The organism is Nocardia sp. NPDC087230 (assembly GCF_044744725.1).
Taxonomy (GTDB): domain Bacteria; phylum Actinomycetota; class Actinomycetes; order Mycobacteriales; family Mycobacteriaceae; genus Nocardia; species Nocardia canadensis.
This window is the reverse complement of record NZ_JBIUYV010000017.1, coordinates 1-16,477: the sequence shown is the minus strand read 5'-3', so window position 1 is coordinate 16,477 and position 16,477 is coordinate 1. Positions and strand designations below refer to the sequence as shown.

Genomic DNA, 16,477 nt, shown 5'->3' with positions numbered 1-16,477 from the left:
GAAATTTTGTTGTGACGCAGAGTACCGGCTAGCTTGCTGGAGTTGGCACCGACGCCGAAGCCAGAGAGTGCGGTATGAAAATCACCATGCTCCGCGCTTCGCGAGCGGGCCGGGGGCATCGCTGATGTCCACCGATCTGCATTCCGCGAAGCCGGATTCCGCTACCCAGATCGTCCGCAAGAACTTCACCGACACGGTCGTGTCGTCGTTGCGGACCTTCGGGCGCGCGGTCGACCTCGCGCAGGAGTCGGTCACCGGCACCGTCGCCGATGTCGCCCGCGGGCATTTCCAGTGGCGCGAGACCCTCGTCCAGGCCTGGCGGCTGATCACGGTCACCGCGATTCCCGCGATCCTGATGGCGATCCCGTTCGGCGTGATCGTCTCGATCCAGGTCGGCAACCTGATCCACAGCCTCGGCGCCGACTCCATGCTCGGCGCGACCGGCGGTCTGGGCGTCATCAAGCAGGGCGCGCCCATCGCCACCGGCTTCCTGCTCGGCGGCGCGGGCGCGGCCGCGATCGCCGCCGACCTCGGCGCGCGCACCATCCGCGAGGAGATCGACGCGCTCAACACCATGGGCATCAGCCCGGTGCACCGGCTCGTCATCCCGCGCATGATGGCCATGCTGATCGTCGCGCCGATGCTCAATGTGCTGATCATCTTCGTCGGCGTGCTCGCCGGGTACGCGGTCGCCGTCGGCGGCCAGGGCGTGACCCCGGGCAGCTACTGGTCGACCTTCGGCTCCTTCGCCACCGCCGGTGACGTGTGGGTCTCGCTGCTCAAGGCGCTGATCTTCGGCTTCCTGGTCGTCGTCATCTCCTGCCAGCGCGGGCTCGAGGCCAAGGGCGGACCGCGCGGTGTCGCCGACGCGGTGAACGCGGCGGTGGTGCTCTCGGTGGTCTCGATCGCGATCGTGAACCTGCTGGCCACCCAGATCAGCGCCATGTTCCTGCCGACGAAGTTGGCATGATGGCTGCCTCCTCCTATCTCCCCACCTCGCTGCACTGGCTGCGCGGGCCGGCCCGGCTCGGCAAGCGCATCGGCTCGGCCGGTGAATCGCTGGGCTTCGTGGCCGTGTTCGTCTGGCAGGTGCTGTCCTCGGTGCCGCTGACGCTGCGCCGCTACCGCGACGAGACGCTGCGCGCGGTCACCGACATGACCTGGGGTCGCGGGTCGATCATCGTCGGCGGCGGCACCGTCCCGATGATGATCGTGCTCGGCCTGGTGATGGGCGCCTCGGTCGGCGTCGAATCCTTCGCCTCCCTCGACATGCTCGGCATGGGCCCGGTGACCGGCGTTATCTCGGCCTACGCCACCACCCGTGAGCTGGCCCCGATCGCCGCGGCCATCGGCTTCGCCGCGCAGGCGGGCTGCCGGATCACCGCCGAGATCGGCTCGATGCGCATCTCCGAGGAGATCGACGCCATCGAAGCGCTGGGCCTGCGTTCGGTTCCCTTCGTGGTGACCACTCGCGTCATCGCGGGCGCGATCGCCATCGTGCCCACCTTCCTGATCGCGCTGATCCTGTCCTACGGCGCCTGCCGCGGGCTGCTCACGATGGTCTACGGGCAGTCGGCCGGCGTCTACGACCACTACTTCTTCCAGTTCATCTCCGGGTTCGACATGATCGCCGCCGTCATCAAGGTCGCCGTGTTCGGCACGGTGGTGATCCTGGTGCACAGCTACTTCGGGTTCTTCGCCACCGGCGGCCCCGAGGGCGTCGGCATCGCCTCCGGTCGCGCGGTGCGCGCCAGCTCGGTGGCCATCGTCGCCATCGACATGGTGCTGTCGATCATCCTGTGGGGCTTCAACTCGGCGATCAGTTTTACGGGGTGAGCTAGTGCCTAACTACGGAATGCCCGGCGTCGCCGCCGATCGGCGCACCTCGCGGCTGACCGGCGCGATCATCCTCGGCATCATCGCCGCGGTCGTGCTGGCCACGGTCGCCTACCGCAATCTGACGACCGAAGAGGGCCTGCGGATCGCGCTGCACACCGAACACCTCGGTGACGGCATCAGCGCGGGCAGCCAGGTCCGCATCGACGGCGTCACCGTCGGCGAGGTCGCCGAGGTCGCCCCCGGCGAGCGCGGCACCCAGCGGATCTCGCTGCTGCTCGACGCCGACCGGCTGCACGGCATCGACGACAGCCTCGCCGTCGACTACGCCCCGACCAACCTGTTCGGCATCGCCGAGATCGAGCTGCGCCGCGGCACCGGCGGCGCCCCGCTGCGCGCGGGCGCGGTGCTCGACCTGACCGGCGCCAACTCCGGCCGCGTCTACGACGCCACCATGAGCGCCATCCTGCGCAGCCTGTCCCAGGTCGGCATGACGGTGACCAGCCCGCAGATGGCGACGGTCATCTCCCAGCTGGCCGCCGACTTCAAGGCCTTCACCCCGCTGGTCCAGGCGCTGATCACGATGGCGAAGACCATCGCCGACAACCAGGACGTGGCGCCCTCGGAGCTGTTCGGCAAGCTCGGTCCCGCCTTCGACGGCGGCGGTCAGTTCGCCGGCGCCACCATGCAGGTGATCGACACCCTCAGCGACATCAAGGTGACCCAGGTCGACAAGGACCGCTACGACATCGGCGTCGGCGTGATCGGCGGCAGCATCCTGCCCGCCCTGACCACCACGCTGACCACCGCGGGCGGCCACTTCGCCGAGACCACCGACATGCTCGCGCCGATGCTGTTCGCGCTGGCCCAGATGTCGCCGAACCCGCGGCAGACCGGCGCCGACCTGCAGGCCCTGCTGACCAACCTGCGCGGTGCCATGCCCGACGGCCCGGACGGCCCGGTGCTCAACCTCGACGTCGAGCTCAGCGGGGTGCCCGCGATCGCGGTACCGCTGTTCGGAAAGGCCGGTGCGCGATGAAGATTCGTGGCGTCGCACTGCGACTCGGCGTGTTCTCGCTGGTCATGCTGGCCGTGCTCGGGCTCGTCTTCACCCTGATCAAGCGCCCGGTCTCCGGAGACACCGAGGCACACGACGCGCTGTTCACCGACGCCAACGGCCTCAAGGTCGGCAACGACGTGCGGATGTTCGGCGTGCAGGTCGGCAAGATCGAGAAGATCAGCCTCGAGGGTGACAAGGCCAAGGTCCACCTGACCGTCAAGACCGACACCCCGATCTACGACAACAGCAAGCTGGCCATCCGGTACCAGAACCTGACCGGCCAGCGCTACATCGACCTGCAACAGGCCCCGAACCCGGGCACCCGGATCGCGGCCGACGCCCGGATCGGCGCGAACATGACCGTCCCGTCGTTCGACGTGACCAGCCTGTTCAGCGGGCTGAAGCCGGTGCTGGCGACGCTGTCGCCGGAGGCGATCAACCAGTTCACCGCGAGCATGCTCGCCGTCATCGAGGGCGACGGCAGCGGCCTCGGTCCCGCGCTGACCGCGATCGACCAGCTCGCGAGCTACGCCGAGGACCGTCAGCAGGTCATCGACACCCTGATCCGCAACCTGTCGACGCTGGGCGATCGGCACGGCGGCCGCGTCGGCTACCTGCTGCCGCTGCTGGCCCGGCTCACCGACATCTTCGAAGCGATGCAGCGCAATATCGGCGGCGTCGCGCAGTTCGCGATGACCGCGCCGTCGGTGCTGGCGCCGGTCGACCGGCTGCTGGCCTCGCTCGGCCTGGTCGAGGGCGGCAGCGCCGAGGTCGACGCGATGATCCGCGGTCTGTTCCCCGACCCGCAGGAGGCGGTCGCGGTCTTCGGGCGGCTGCCCGGGCTGCTGGCCACGGTCGACGCGTCGCTCTCGCGCGACTTCGCCGACTTCACGCCGCACTGCAGCAACGGCGCCGCCCAGGTACCCGCGCCGCTGCAGGTGCTGATCGCCGGACAGAAGGTGACGGTATGCAACGCCTGAGATTCTTCTCCGGAGATCGCCCGATCCTGGACGAGGCGGGCAAGCGCGCCCGCGAACTGCGGATGGGGATCATCGGCCTGAGCCTGGTGGTGCTGTTCATCGTCGGCGCCGCGGTGATCTACGTGGTGCCGCTGGGCAAACACACCTACACCGCCGAACTCAGCGAGGCGCAGTCGGTGCGCGAGGGCGACGACGTGCGCCTGGCCGGCATCTCGGTCGGCAGCGTCGTCTCGCTCGAGCTGAAGCCGGACAAGGTGCTGATGGAGTTCACCGTCGACTCCGACGTCTTCGTCGGCGACCAGACCTCCCTCGACGTGCGCATGCTGACCGTCGTCGGCGGTCATTACGTCGCGCTCTACCCGGCCGGTTCCCGCCCGCTGGGCGACGCGCCGATCCCCGCCGACCGAATCCGCTTGCCGTACAGCCTGATCGAGACCTTCCAGGACGCCACCACGCCGCTGGCCGCCGTCGACGGCGACACCGTGCGCAAGAACCTGGCCGCCGCGAATACCGCGATCGCGGCCTCCCCGGAGGCGCTGCGCTCCACCCTCGACACCGTCGGCAAGTACGTCGACATGCTCGACCGGCAGCGCTCGCAAGTGTCGAAGTCGATCGCGATCCTCGACGAGTACATCTCCATGTACGACGGCGCCAAGTCCGACCTGGGCCGGCTGATGGACAACGTGAACATGCTCGAGGACGTGCTGCTGAGCAAGAAAGCCGAACTGGCCGAGGCGGTCCGGCTGCTGGTCTCGGTGGTGAACCGGCTCGCCGGGCTCGCCCCCAGCTGGGATGCCACGCTGAAGCCGCAGGCCCAGGCGCTGGCCGACGCGCTGCCGCGCCTGCGGCAACTCGAAGGCGGGTTCGAGCCGGTCCTGGGCACCGTGCACGACCTGCAGACCAAGTTGTCGCAGCTGGTCACCCCGGACGCGGGCGTCGTGGTCGACCAGTCCGGCGCGCGCGTCTGCGTGCCGCTGCCGGGGAAGGCGTGCTGATGCTGAAACGACTGCTCGGATCCCAGGCGTTCATGTCGATCGCCGGGGTCGGCGTGCTGGCGGTACTGGTGATCGCCGGCTACTTCGTCACCTTCGATCCGCTGAAGGAGACCGAATCCTATTGCGCGCTCATGCCCGACGCGATCGGGCTCTACCCGGGCAACCACGTCACGATGCGCGGCATCGACGTCGGCGAGGTGACCGCGGTGCGCAACGAGGGCGCCAAGGTGCGCGTCGAATTCGAGGTCGACGCCGACTATCCGGTCTACGCCGACGCGTCCGCGACCACGGTCGCGTATTCCGTTGCCGCCGACCGCAATCTGGCCGTGCTGACCAGCGGCAAGGACACCAGGCAGTTCACCGGCGGCTGCATCACCAAGACGCTGACGCCCAAGTCCATCACCGAGACGCTGACCGCGCTGGCCAGCCTGTCCGAGGAACTCTCCGGCGTCGAGGCCGGACAGCCCAGCGCGCTCGCGGACGGGCTGTCCTCGCTGGATCGCGCGACCGAGGGCGTCGGCCCGACGGTCAACGAACTGGTGCACAAGCTCGGTTCGGCGATGAACAAGCCCGACGCCGACATCGGCCATCTGGCCGGGCTGTTCGACGCGTTCGCCTCGGTGTCGAACCGGGTCGCCGCCAACTGGGGCGATCTGCAGTCGATGCTGGTCCGGCTGGCGCCGCTGCTCAACCAGGCCTCCGACGACCTGCTCGGCCCGGCCACCTCGCTGTTCGACGGCTTGCGCGAGGTGCTGCCGATGCTCAACGACCTCACCACCATCCTCGGCGACCCGCTGATCGGCGCGCTCGACGGCGCGGTCCCGCTGGTGAAGTTGTTGCGCGCCAACGTCGGATCGCTGCGCGAGGTGGTGCTGAAGATGCCCGCGCTGACCTCGGCCTTCCAGAGCGCCGCGAGCGGCACCGCGATCACCTACGCCGCGCCGAAGGTGGCGCTGCCCGGCGGCGAGGCCGACCAGGTGTGCGCCGCGGTGAACGCGCTGCTCCCCGGGCAGTGCGCCGATCCGGCGCAGGGCCTGACCGATGTGAACCTCGTGCAGGTCGTGCTGGGAATGGCAGGTGCCCGATGAACCCGCGAAAGACACTGCGGCGCGGCATGATCGCGCTGGTGGTCGCGGCCGGTCTCGCGGTCGGCGGCTGTGGCTTCGATCCCGCCGAGGTGCCGGTGCCCGGCTCCGCCGTCTCGGGCCCGACCTACCGGGTGCAGATCGAGTTCAGCAGCGCGCTGAACCTGCCCGCGAAGTCGAAGGTGATCGCCAACGGTGCCGAGATCGGCACCGTCGACACCGTGCGGGTGATCCAGCCCGCCGACGCGCCCGCCGGTCGCGGCGGTTACGTCGTCGTCGAGGCCGACATCCAGGACTCCGTGCAGCTGCCGACGACCACCATCGCCGAACTGCGCCAGGACACCATCCTCGGCGACATCCACGTCGCGCTGACCACCCCGAAGGACGGCTTCGGCGCGCTGCTGCGCGACGGCGGCACCATCCCGATCGAACGCACGAAACCGCCGGTGCAGCTGGAAGACACGATGGCCACCATGGCGCTGTTCGTGCAGGGCGGGGCCATCGGTCAGCTGCAGGAGATGATCGGCCGGGTGAACTCGGTGATGCCGGCCGATCCCAAGGAGACCGCGCGCATCTCGGCGGTCATGGGCGCCGACGCCGCCGACCTGGCCGCGCACCTGGACCAGGTCGACCTGCTGGTCAACGGCCTGGCCGCCAATGCCGAGATCATGGTCGGCATCGAGGCCGAGCTCACCCACATCCTCACTCCCGAAGCCGTGCGGGCCCTCTCGGGCACCCAGGATTCGATCGCCAAGACCATGGCCGTCTTCCTGGCGCTTGGCCCGGTCGGCTCCTCGCTGACCTGGCTGGCCCCGATCGCGAACGCGGGCGACGCGGCGGCGACCGCGTTCCTGCCGCTGGCCACCGGCGGCTCGGCCGATCTGCGCTCGTCGACGAACATGGCGCTGCTGACCGCGCTGTTGCGCGACAAGGTGATCCCCTTCGCCGAGCGCGGCCCGAAGGTGAACGTCACCGGCGTGCGGGTCTCCGAGCAGGAGCAGGTGGACCAGATCGTGACCGCGCTGCGGATGATCGGAATGGTGCGATGAAGATCGGTGCACTGGCCTCACTGGGCGGCATCGCCGCCATCACCGTGCTCGGCGCGAGCTACCTGACCTTCGGGGTGGTGCGGGTCGACCCGTTCGCCGACTACACCGAGGCCTCGATCGAGCTGGCGAACTCCGGCGGTCTCAGCGTCGGCTCGCCGATCCTGCTGACCGGCATCGAGATCGGCAAGGTCACCGCGGTGGACACCGCCGCCACCGGCGGCGTGCGGGTCGGCTTCGAATTCGGCGCCGCGAACAAGGTGCCGATGAGCAGCATCGTCACCATCGAGCACCTGTCCTCGCTGGGCGAGCCGTACGTGCAGTTCGTGCCGCGCAGCGCCGACGGGCCGTACTTGACCGACGGCCAGCGGCTGTCGGGGGAGAACGTGCGCACGCCGATGTCGATCCCCGAGGTCGCGCGGCTGGTCACCAAGACCGTCGAGCAACTCGACCCGGCGGTCGTCGGATCGCTCGTCGACACCCTCGGCCAGGCGATGACCGGCACCGAGAACGTCATCCCGGAGCTGGCCAGGGCGGGTGACCTGCTCGCCGCGGCCATCATGAGCAGGGCGCCCGCGATCGCCGAGCTGCAGAACAACTTCGAGTTCGTCTCCGGCGACATCGGCTGGGCCGGACCGGCCACCTCGGCCGCCGCGCCGGCCTTCGTGCGGCTGAGCCAGGTCATCGACGAGTTCGTCGAGTCGGTCGGCCGGGTCAGCGCGGCGGGCGGTGACCCGGAGATGTATCTGCGCGACGGCGGCCTGGTGCCGTTCCTCCAGCAGCTCACCGCGAAACTGAACGAGCTCGGTCCCGAACTCTCGGCTCTGCTGCCCGGTCTGCGCCCGCTCACCGAATCGCTCACCGCGGCGGGCCCGCAGATCGACCTCAGCACGCTCATCGCCCAGGCGTTGCACAACACCGACGCCGACGCGGTGAAGGTGCGGGTCGCGATCAGGTAAACATCCGGCAACCACTGAATATAGGAATACGCCCTGGACAGTGGTTGTCCGCTCGAGCCGGGCCGCGTTCGAGCAACCGTGCGGTAGCCTGCTGGACGAGGCAGTCCGAGTCCAGTGGGCGAAGGCGGTGCGATCCATGGCAGAGAGCAGCGAGGATCCCGACCAGGGGACCGGAAGCAGTACTCGGGTGATCGCGATCGCGGCGGTGCTGGCCGCCTTGCTGGCGCTGGTCGTCGCCCTCGGGTTGGTACTGCGCGCGAATCAGGGTGACGAGAACGATCCGTCCACGGTCGATCCGATGGGGACGGACTCTCACGGTCTGCCGGTCGGCGACGAGGTGTCGGGCCAGGAAGCCGCGTTCGCGCCACCGTGGCCCGCCCGGCGGGTCGGCGGGAACTGCTCGGCGGGCGGCATCGTCGCCCACTGGCGGGTCGAGACCGACGGCCAGTGGCAGTGCACGGTGACCACCCCCGACGCCGCGGTGCCCGCCGCCCCCGCGCCGCCGCCCCCGCCCGCGGAGCCGCCGCCGCCCGAACCGGCACCCGTCGAGGCGCCGCCCGCCTTCGAGCCACCCCCGGCCTACGAGCCGCCGGTCTACGAGCCGCCGCCCCCGCCCGAACCCGAGCCGATTCCGGTGCCCGCACCGGCGCCTCCGCCGCCGCCTCCACCGCCGCCGGTCATCCAGTTGCCGTTCCCGCTGCCGCCGATCTTCGTTCCGCCCGCCGCGGCCGTACTGCCGTGACGGGCGGCGGGTCGCCCGCCGCGCGTCGTCACCGTCGGTGAGACTGATCCGCTATGGACCAGTTGGTGCTCACTCTGGTGATCCTGCTCGTGACGGTGCTCGCCGAATCGCTCGGCGGCCGGGTGGGGATCGCACCGTCCATCCTGATGACGGTGTTCGGCTGTCTGCTCGCGCTGATCCCCGCCGTCCCGAGCCTGAACATCCCGCCCGAACTGATCCTGCCGCTGGTACTCCCGCCGCTGCTCTACGCCGCCGCCCGGCGCACCTCCTGGCGGCAGTTCGCGGAGAACTGGCAGATCATCGCGTTACGCGCGGTCGGTCTGGTGATCGTCACCGCCGTCGCGGTGGCCGCGGTGTTCCACGCCTGGAATCCGGCGACGGCCGTCGCGGCCGGGCTGGTGCTCGGCGCGCTGGTCGCCCCGCCCGACCCGGTCGCGGCGACCTCGATGGCGGGCAGGCTCGGCCTGCCCCGGCGGCTCATCGTCACCCTGGGCGGGGAGGGCCTGTTCAACGACGTCACCGCGATCGTCATCTACACCGTCGGCATCCAGGCCGTGGTGACCGGCCTGTTCTCGCCGTGGCACGCGCTCGGCGACTTCGTGCTCGCCGCGGTGGTCGGTCTCGTGGTCGGCCTGGTCCTGGGCTGGGTGGGCAGCAAGCTCACCATGTACCTCGACAACGCGACCGGTCAGGTGGCGCTGAGCCTGCTGCTGCCGTTCGTCGCCTACGGCGTCGCCGAGCACTGGGAGGGCTCGGCCGTGCTCGCGGTGCTGGTCTGCGCGCTGTACCTGACCGACGCGGTGACCGAGATCGGTGATCGCGACTACCGCCTGGTCGCCGACGCGTTCTGGGACATCGCCGAAATGCTGATCACCGGTTTCGCGTTCGCGTTGATCGGCCTGGAACTGCGCGTGGTCATCGACACCACCGGGCACGACTGGTCTTCGCTGGCCGGGGTCACCGCCGCGGTCATCGCGGTCGTCGTCGGGCTGCGGCTGGCCTGGCTGCTGGTCACCTGGGCGGTGAGCACCCGGTTGCGGCGCTACACCGACGAGCCGTTCACCTGGCGCGAGGTGGTCGTCACCTGGTGGGCCGGGATGCGCGGGGTGGCCACCGTGGCGCTGGCCCTGGCCGTGCCGTTCACCGTCGACGCCGGCGCCGATTTCCCCGCCCGCTCGGAGATCCTGTTCGTCGCCTTCGCCGTCGTGCTGTTCACCCTGCTCGTGCAGGGCCCGACCCTGCCGCTGATCGTCCGGATCACCGGCGTGCACGCCGACACCCGGCAGGAGCGTGCCGTCGAGCAGCAGCTGTGGACGAGAGTGGTGCGGGCCGAACTCGCCGAGCTCAAGTTGATCGCCGCCCGCGACGACCTGCCCGAGGACGTCTACGAGGACATCAAGGACACCCTGCGCCACCTCTCGGCCAAGGCCGACCCCGAAGCGGCCGACGCCGACGCCAAGGCCACCCTCGACAAGGAGCGCAAGCTCGCCTCCCAGATGCGCGCCGTCCGCCTGGCCGTCATCGAGGCGGGCAGGCGCGAGGCCCAGGCCGCGCGCCGCGAACCCGGCATGCCGCCCGACGTCGTCGACCGTGTCACCCGCAGGCTCGACCTCGGGCCGACCCGCTGAGCCGTCTCACCCACCCAGTGTGTCGGTGAGCATCCCGATCGCGTAGGTGACAGCCATGGCCAGCGCGCCGCCGACCACCACCCGCAGCACCGCCCTGCCCCGATGGCTGCCACCGAGCTGCGCGCTCACCGACCCGGTGACGGCCAGCGCGACGAGCACCGCGGCGAAGGTCACCGGCACCCGCCACGAGGCGGGCGGCAGCACGATCGCCAGCAGCGGCAACAGGGCGCCACAGGTGAACGCGACCGCCGAGGAGCCCGCCGCGGCCCACGGATTGGTGAGCTCGGTGGGGTCGAGCCGGAGTTCGGCCTCGGCGTGCGCGGTGAACGCGTCGTGGGCGGTGAGTTCCTCGGCGACGGTGCGCGCGGTCGCCGGGCTCAGCCCCTTGGCCTCGTAGATGCCGGTCAGCTCGGCCAGTTCGGCCTCGGGATCCTCGGCCAGTTCCCTGCGCTCCTTGGCCAGCAGCGCCTTCTCCGAATCCCGCTGGGTGCTGACCGACACGTACTCGCCCGCGGCCATCGAGATCGCGCCCGCGACCAGACCCGCCACGCCCGCGGTGAGGATCGTGTGCGCGTTGTTGGTCGTCGCGGCGACACCGACCACCAGGCCCGCGGTGGAGACGATGCCGTCGTTCGCGCCGAGCACGCCGGCGCGCAGCCAGTTCAACCGCGACGCGAGACCTTCCGCGTGCGGTTCGTGCGGATGGGAGGTCGGTGACGAGTCCTGCACCCGGTCAGCCTAGTCCGTGACGCGGCCGGATCAGAGGCGGGCGCGCAGGGTGTCGGCCAGGCGCACGGCCAGCGCGAGCACGGTCAGCGTCGGGTTGACATGCCCGTTCGTCGGGAACACCGAACTGCCCGCGATGTAGAGGTTGTCCACTCCGTGCACCCGGCACTGCCGGTCGACCACCCCGTGCCGGGGATCGGCCGACATCCTGGTGGTCCCGCTCGGGTGCGCCCGATCGGCCAGCGCCAGCGGCTCGGTACTGCCGGGCCGGGCCGCGGGCACGAGCTGCGGCGCGGGCAGCCCGAGCCGCGCGAACTCCGCGACCAGCAGCGCCGTCGCCCGCCGCACGGTGGCGTCCTCACGCGCGTCGATACGCCAATCCACCTGGGGCAGCGGCATGCCCACCGGGTCGGTGCGCTCGGACAACCGCACCCGGCTGTCCGGATCGGGCGCCTGCTCGACCATCGCCCACACCTCGACGCCGGTCAGCCGATGCGGCAGCCCGACCCCGTCGATCAGCCTGCGCCGCGCGCCTGCCAGCAGCAGCCCGGTGCCGGACAGCATGATCCGACCGTCGCGCCGGCGGCCCTTCCCGCTGAGCACCCGCTGCACAGCGTCCCACGGGTCGTCGGGCGCGGTGACCTCCTGCAACCACAGCGCGCAGTTGAGCAGCGACTCCCCGCGCTGGACCTCGGGGGACAGAGCGACCCCGTGCTGGTAGGTGTGTTTGCCCCGCGGTCCACGCACCACATACCTGCCGAATCGGGCCAGCGCCGCGCCGGCGGCCGCGGGGGACAGAGTGGCGACCACGCCACTGCGATGGTCGATCAGATAGCGCCCGACCTGGTCGTACCGGTTCCCGATGCCGCCCGCGACCCGTCGTCGCGAGGCAAGCAGCAGTCGTGGCGTATCGATCCCGCCTGCCGCGAGTACGAAGATCCGCGCCTCGACGGTGCGCACCCGCCCGCCCGCGCCGGTGACCTCGACCGAATTCACGTGCGCGCCGGTGGCATCGGTGTCGAGATGGGTGACGGTCGCGTTCACCAGCACCCGGGCGGTGGGAGCGACGATGTCGCGGACGGCGGGACCCCAGCGCTTCGGGGCGAAGCGCTGCACCGGATCGCGGCTGAGCTGCCAGAAGTACGGGCGCAGCGACGCGGTGTCGAGCGGGGTGGGCGCCGGACGCCCGGCCAGCGGCCAGAACTCGGCATCGGTGAACCCGGTGCCGTGCCCGAGTCCGGCATGCGCGGCGGCGCGCTCGGCATAGGGGCGCAGGGCGGTCGCCTCGAGCGGCCAGCCCGACCGGCGCACCCACGGGCGGGTGGCGAAGTCGAGATCGTCGAGCAATCCGCAGCGGCCTGCCCAGACGTGTGAGCTGCCGCCGAGCACCCGGCAGCCCGCGATGCGGTCGCGGGGCAGGCGCGGCGCGCCGACGCTGTCGATGGCGGCGAATTCCGGCTCGGTGGGACCGATTTCGTGGTCCCCGCTCTCCAGAACCAGGACCTGCAGACCCGCCGCGGCCAATTCGGTGGCGACGGTCAGCCCGGCCGGGCCCGAGCCGATGACGCAGATCTGGGTGCGCAGCGCGTCGTCTCCGACGGTGCGCAGGTCCTCGACAAGCATCGGCGGTCCTCTCGCCCGTGCTACCAGCGCGGCCCGGCACCCGGCCGCGCTCGGTGTCACTCTAGAAGCCGGGACGCGGAATTTCCGGAGGTCTCACAATGCTGGTTGACGAAAGCCCGGACATACCCGGCGGATTGGCGCACATACATCCACGCCCAGAATTCCAGGCCGGATTCGGTGGGACTGGCGACCATGGTGATCTCGCCGTCGAAACACCGGCCGACGATGTAGCGGGCGCGGGAGACATGCGGCGTGAAGGTCACCACGATGATGTGGTGCCACCCGTAAATCTTTGCCCGCCGCACGATTTCGCGCGCCTCACCGTCGGTGGTCCACGGGTCCGGCACGAAACACGAGACCCGGAAGGCGAATCGGCCGCCGCAGTACTTGTCCATCATCGGATCGTCGGCTCCCGTGGACTGCGAGATCAGCACCTCGGGCGCGTAGCCGCGCTGGGCGAGCTCGATCCCGAGGTCGAAGCGCTCGTAGGGGGTACCGCCGAGGACGACGATCACATCGGCGCGGCGCAGCGGGTCCAGTTGCGGGTTGACGAAGACGGGCCACCCGGCGAACGTCGCCCCCATCACGATGACCAGTGCGCCGACGAGCAACCATCCCGCACGCCGAAAGATCGACACTGCACCGAGGATAGCGAAGGGTGCACACTGGACCCCATGACCGACTCCGCCGTTGCCCCCGAACACCTCGACGTCGTCATCGTCGGCGCCGGACTGTCCGGCATCGGGGCCGCGTACCGGCTGCAGACCGAACACCCGCACCGCAGCTACGCCGTTCTCGAAGCCCGCGCCGATCTCGGCGGTACCTGGGACCTGTTCCGGTACCCGGGCGTCCGCTCCGACTCGGACATGTTCACCCTCGGCTACCCGTTCAAGCCCTGGCGCGCGGCCCGCTCCATCGCCGACGGCGCCTCGATCCTGGACTACATCCGCGAGACCGCGCGGGAGAACGGCATCGACCGCCGCATCCGCTTCGGTTCCCGGGTGATCGGCGCGGACTGGTCCTCGGCGCAGGCGCGCTGGCGGCTCACCATCGCCCACGAAGGCCCCGATGGTCCCGAACTGAGCACCCTGACCTGCGGTTTCCTCTACACCTGCGCCGGCTACTACGACTACCAGCAGCCGCACGCCCCGGAGTTCGCCGGCCGCGCCGACTTCGACGGCACCATCGTGCACCCGCAGTTCTGGCCCACCGACCTGGACGTGCGCGACAAGCGGATCGTCATCATCGGCAGCGGCGCGACCGCCGTCACCCTGGTGCCCTCGCTGGCCGACGAGGCGGAGCACGTCACCATGCTGCAGCGCACCCCCACCTGGATCAGCGCCGTGCCCGGCCGCGACAAGCAGGCCGACAAGATCCGCGACCTGCTGCCCGCCGGGCTCGCGCACCGGCTGATCCGGACCAAGAACATCCTGTTCAACATCGGTTTCTACCAGTACTGCCGCCGTCGCCCCGCCGCCGCGCGCAAGCTGCTCACCGGCCTCACCACCCGCATCCTCAAAGACGACAAGCTGGTCGCCGAACACTTCACCCCCGACTACGACCCCTGGGACCAGCGCCTGTGCGCCGCCCCCGATGCCGACTTCTTCAAGGCGATGAAGAAGGGCAAGGCCGCCGTCGTCACCGATCGGATCGACCGGTTCGTGCCCGAGGGCATCCGGCTCGAGTCGGGCGAGGTCCTGCCCGCCGACATCGTCGTCACCGCCACCGGCCTGCGGCTGCTCGCCTTCGGCGGGATCGCGCCCGCGGTCGACGGCACCCCGGTCCCGCTGTCGGAGCAATTCGTCTGGCAGGGCGCGATGCTGACCGGCCTGCCCAACTTCGCGATCTGCGTCGGCTACACCAATGCCTCGTGGACGCTGCGCGCCGACCTCACCTCGCGCCTGGTCTGCAAGGTCCTGGCCCACCTGGACCGGACCGGCGTGCCGGCCGTCGTCCCGGAGCCGAAGCGCTCGCTCACCGAGCGCCCGCTGCTGGACCTCAACGCCGGCTATGTCCTGCGCTCGATCGCCGCCTTCCCCAGGCAGGGCGACCGCCATCCATGGCGGGTCAGACAGAACTACCTGCTCGACGCGCTGATCACGCTGCGCACCGACCTCGGCAAGACGCTGCGCCCGATCCACCGGGTAGGCGAGTTCACCCACAACGGGTGAGGCGCGCGGCCCCGTCTGGTTCCTACCGTTGGCGTGTGCCGTGGTGGCACATCCGTTGACCAGACGGGAAGGCCGAGCGATGACAGATCAGAATCAGCACCCGGTACGCGAGGGAATCGCGGCAGGAACCTCCATCGGCGCAGGCATTCTGCTGGCCGTGGTCGGTGTCCTGCAGATCCTGGAAGGTATCTCGGCTGTCGCCAACGACGATCTGATCGTCGTCGGTCCCGAGTACCTCTATCAGTTCGACCTGACAGCCTGGGGATGGTGGCACATCGTCCTCGGCGCGATCGCGGTGATCGTCGCGATCGGCCTGCTGGCCGGTCAGACCTGGGGCCGGGTGATGGCCATGGTGATCGCCGCACTCGCGATCATCGCGAACTTCCTGTGGCTGCCGTACTACCCGTGGTGGTCGATCCTGATCATCATCATCAATGTCGTGGTGATCTGGGCGGTGGCCACCTGGCGCCCGCACAACGTCTGATTCCCGCTACCGACGACGCCGCCCCGGTCATCGACCGGGGCGGCGTCGTGTCGTACGAGGTCAGTAGGCGAGTGTCGGTTCGCCGGCGTCGGGATCACCGAGGGTGTCGAGCAGATGATCGGAAAGCCGTTCCCCCAGCGCGGCCAGCTCGGCCTTCTGCGGGTCGTCGAGCCCGTCGAGCACCAGCCTGCGCACCGCGACCAGGTACTCCGGCGTCGCCTCGGCCACCTTGGCCAGCCCGCTCTCGGTGAGTACCGCGTCCACCCCGCGCCCCGATTCCGCCGCCGCGCGTTTGGCCCACCCCACCCGTTCCAGTTTGGACACCACATGGGACAGCCGGGAGATGGACCCGTGCCCCCTGGCGGCGAGCAGGCTCAGCTGCATCCGATGGTCCGGCGCCTCGCGCAACAGCGCCATCACCCGGTACTCGAAATGGGTCACACCGAACTCGCGTTGCAGCCGCGAGTCGAGTGCGCTCGGCACTCGCATCGCGAGGGTGACCACCGCGCTCCAGGCGCGACGTTCGACCGAGTCGAGTTCCTCCGTCACCTCGGCCTCCTTTCACCCCAGTGTTAACTGAAGAATTGCTGAACGTCGGGAAACTGTATATCGGAGGGGGTGTGGTGTCTACGTGGGCCATGTCATGTCGGCAGGTAGAGGGAAGTTTTGGCGATCGACTTCACCTGGACAATTGATCAGTTGCTAATGGATCGCCGTCGCCGGTTGGTTGCCGCGTTGCGGCGCCGCCGGCTCCGTGGTGGACGCGGAAGGTTGCGGGGCGGGTCGGATAGGGGTGGGAAACACCGCGTCTACCAGGCGATTTGACTTCGCGTTCGCGGCTGCGTAACTTAATTCGAGTCAGAGCGACACGGACACCGACCCGGTGCCGATCTGCTGGGCCTCTCGAGGCTGGCGGGTGGTGCAGGGAAACGAGGTAGGACGATGAGCGCCTGACTGATCATGTGTGCGGGCTCACTGTTCGCCGGACTTGCTTCGGTGGATTGCCTGCGCTAAAGTTTGAACCCTTGCCCTGACTGAAGCCCCGATGAAATGTTGCGGGTGGATGCTTGTGCGTGTGTTCTTTGAGAACTCAATAGTGTGTCGATGAATGTCAGTGCCAATATTATTATTGGTTCCGGCCT

The 16,477-nt window shown here is 69.8% G+C and carries 16 protein-coding genes; 12 read left to right on the top strand and 4 right to left on the bottom strand.

The features are described from left to right. Positions 1–124 precede the first annotated feature (124 nt). From ACIO52_RS31235 to ACIO52_RS31190, 10 genes are all read left to right on the top strand, one after another. The gene (locus tag ACIO52_RS31235; RefSeq protein WP_189034738.1) at positions 125–970 is read left to right on the top strand and encodes an ABC transporter permease; all 846 of its coding nucleotides are present in this window, start codon (positions 125–127) and stop codon (positions 968–970) included. After that, a complete protein-coding gene (locus ACIO52_RS31230) occupies positions 970–1,836 on the top strand; it encodes an ABC transporter permease (RefSeq protein ID WP_218716272.1) in 867 nt (288 codons plus the stop codon). The genes ACIO52_RS31235 and ACIO52_RS31230 overlap by 1 nt, the downstream gene beginning before the upstream one ends. 4 nt (positions 1,837–1,840) lie before the next feature. Continuing rightward, entirely contained in the window at positions 1,841–2,875 is a 1,035-nt protein-coding gene (locus tag ACIO52_RS31225; RefSeq protein WP_316573741.1) for an MlaD family protein, read from the top strand. Next, a complete protein-coding gene (locus ACIO52_RS31220; protein ID WP_316573742.1) occupies positions 2,872–3,876 on the top strand; it encodes an MlaD family protein in 1,005 nt (334 codons plus the stop codon). The genes ACIO52_RS31225 and ACIO52_RS31220 overlap by 4 nt, the downstream gene beginning before the upstream one ends. Continuing rightward, positions 3,864–4,871 (top strand): MlaD family protein, encoded by a 1,008-nt coding sequence (locus ACIO52_RS31215; RefSeq protein WP_218716274.1) that lies wholly within the window; start codon positions 3,864–3,866, stop codon positions 4,869–4,871. The genes ACIO52_RS31220 and ACIO52_RS31215 overlap by 13 nt, the downstream gene beginning before the upstream one ends. Further along, on the top strand, positions 4,871–5,959 hold the full coding sequence (locus ACIO52_RS31210) for an MlaD family protein (protein WP_402648891.1): 1,089 nt from the start codon (positions 4,871–4,873) through the stop codon (positions 5,957–5,959). The genes ACIO52_RS31215 and ACIO52_RS31210 overlap by 1 nt, the downstream gene beginning before the upstream one ends. Beyond that, positions 5,956–7,005 carry an MlaD family protein gene (locus ACIO52_RS31205; protein WP_218716276.1) on the top strand — a complete coding sequence of 350 codons (1,050 nt, stop codon included), beginning with the start codon at positions 5,956–5,958 and terminating at the stop codon, positions 7,003–7,005. The genes ACIO52_RS31210 and ACIO52_RS31205 overlap by 4 nt, the downstream gene beginning before the upstream one ends. Continuing rightward, on the top strand, positions 7,002–7,961 hold the full coding sequence (locus ACIO52_RS31200) for an MlaD family protein (protein ID WP_218716277.1): 960 nt from the start codon (positions 7,002–7,004) through the stop codon (positions 7,959–7,961). Before ACIO52_RS31205 ends, ACIO52_RS31200 begins: the two co-directional genes overlap by 4 nt. Before the next feature lie 136 nt (positions 7,962–8,097). Next, on the top strand, positions 8,098–8,703 hold the full coding sequence (locus ACIO52_RS31195) for a hypothetical protein (RefSeq protein WP_316573745.1): 606 nt from the start codon (positions 8,098–8,100) through the stop codon (positions 8,701–8,703). Between the two features lie 53 nt (positions 8,704–8,756). Then, positions 8,757–10,331 carry a Na+/H+ antiporter gene (locus tag ACIO52_RS31190; protein WP_402648888.1) on the top strand — a complete coding sequence of 525 codons (1,575 nt, stop codon included), beginning with the start codon at positions 8,757–8,759 and terminating at the stop codon, positions 10,329–10,331. 6 nt (positions 10,332–10,337) lie between these two features. Here ACIO52_RS31190 and ACIO52_RS31185 read toward each other — a convergent pair whose 3' ends face one another. From ACIO52_RS31185 to ACIO52_RS31175, 3 genes are read right to left on the bottom strand one after another with little or no spacing between them, the layout of a single operon-like run. Further along, positions 10,338–11,060: a VIT family protein gene (locus tag ACIO52_RS31185; protein ID WP_316573747.1), complete on the bottom strand. Its 723-nt coding sequence runs from the start codon at positions 11,058–11,060 to the stop codon at positions 10,338–10,340. A 30-nt stretch (positions 11,061–11,090) separates the two neighbouring features. Continuing rightward, positions 11,091–12,680: a GMC oxidoreductase gene (locus ACIO52_RS31180; RefSeq protein WP_402648885.1), complete on the bottom strand. Its 1,590-nt coding sequence runs from the start codon at positions 12,678–12,680 to the stop codon at positions 11,091–11,093. Between the two features lie 56 nt (positions 12,681–12,736). Beyond that, positions 12,737–13,264, bottom strand: coding sequence for a YdcF family protein (locus ACIO52_RS31175; RefSeq protein WP_218715910.1), 528 nt, complete (start codon positions 13,262–13,264; stop codon positions 12,737–12,739). A gap of 90 nt (positions 13,265–13,354) precedes the next feature. Between ACIO52_RS31175 and ACIO52_RS31170 the strand changes: the two genes are divergently transcribed. Beyond that, positions 13,355–14,851, top strand: coding sequence for an NAD(P)/FAD-dependent oxidoreductase (locus tag ACIO52_RS31170; RefSeq protein ID WP_342802221.1), 1,497 nt, complete (start codon positions 13,355–13,357; stop codon positions 14,849–14,851). A gap of 79 nt (positions 14,852–14,930) precedes the next feature. Continuing rightward, positions 14,931–15,335 carry a hypothetical protein gene (locus ACIO52_RS31165; protein WP_218715904.1) on the top strand — a complete coding sequence of 135 codons (405 nt, stop codon included), beginning with the start codon at positions 14,931–14,933 and terminating at the stop codon, positions 15,333–15,335. Between the two features lie 60 nt (positions 15,336–15,395). Here the strand turns inward: ACIO52_RS31165 and ACIO52_RS31160 are convergent, their stop codons facing one another. Further along, positions 15,396–15,884 carry a MarR family winged helix-turn-helix transcriptional regulator gene (locus ACIO52_RS31160; RefSeq protein ID WP_218715903.1) on the bottom strand — a complete coding sequence of 163 codons (489 nt, stop codon included), beginning with the start codon at positions 15,882–15,884 and terminating at the stop codon, positions 15,396–15,398. Between the last annotated feature and the right edge of the window lie 593 nt (positions 15,885–16,477).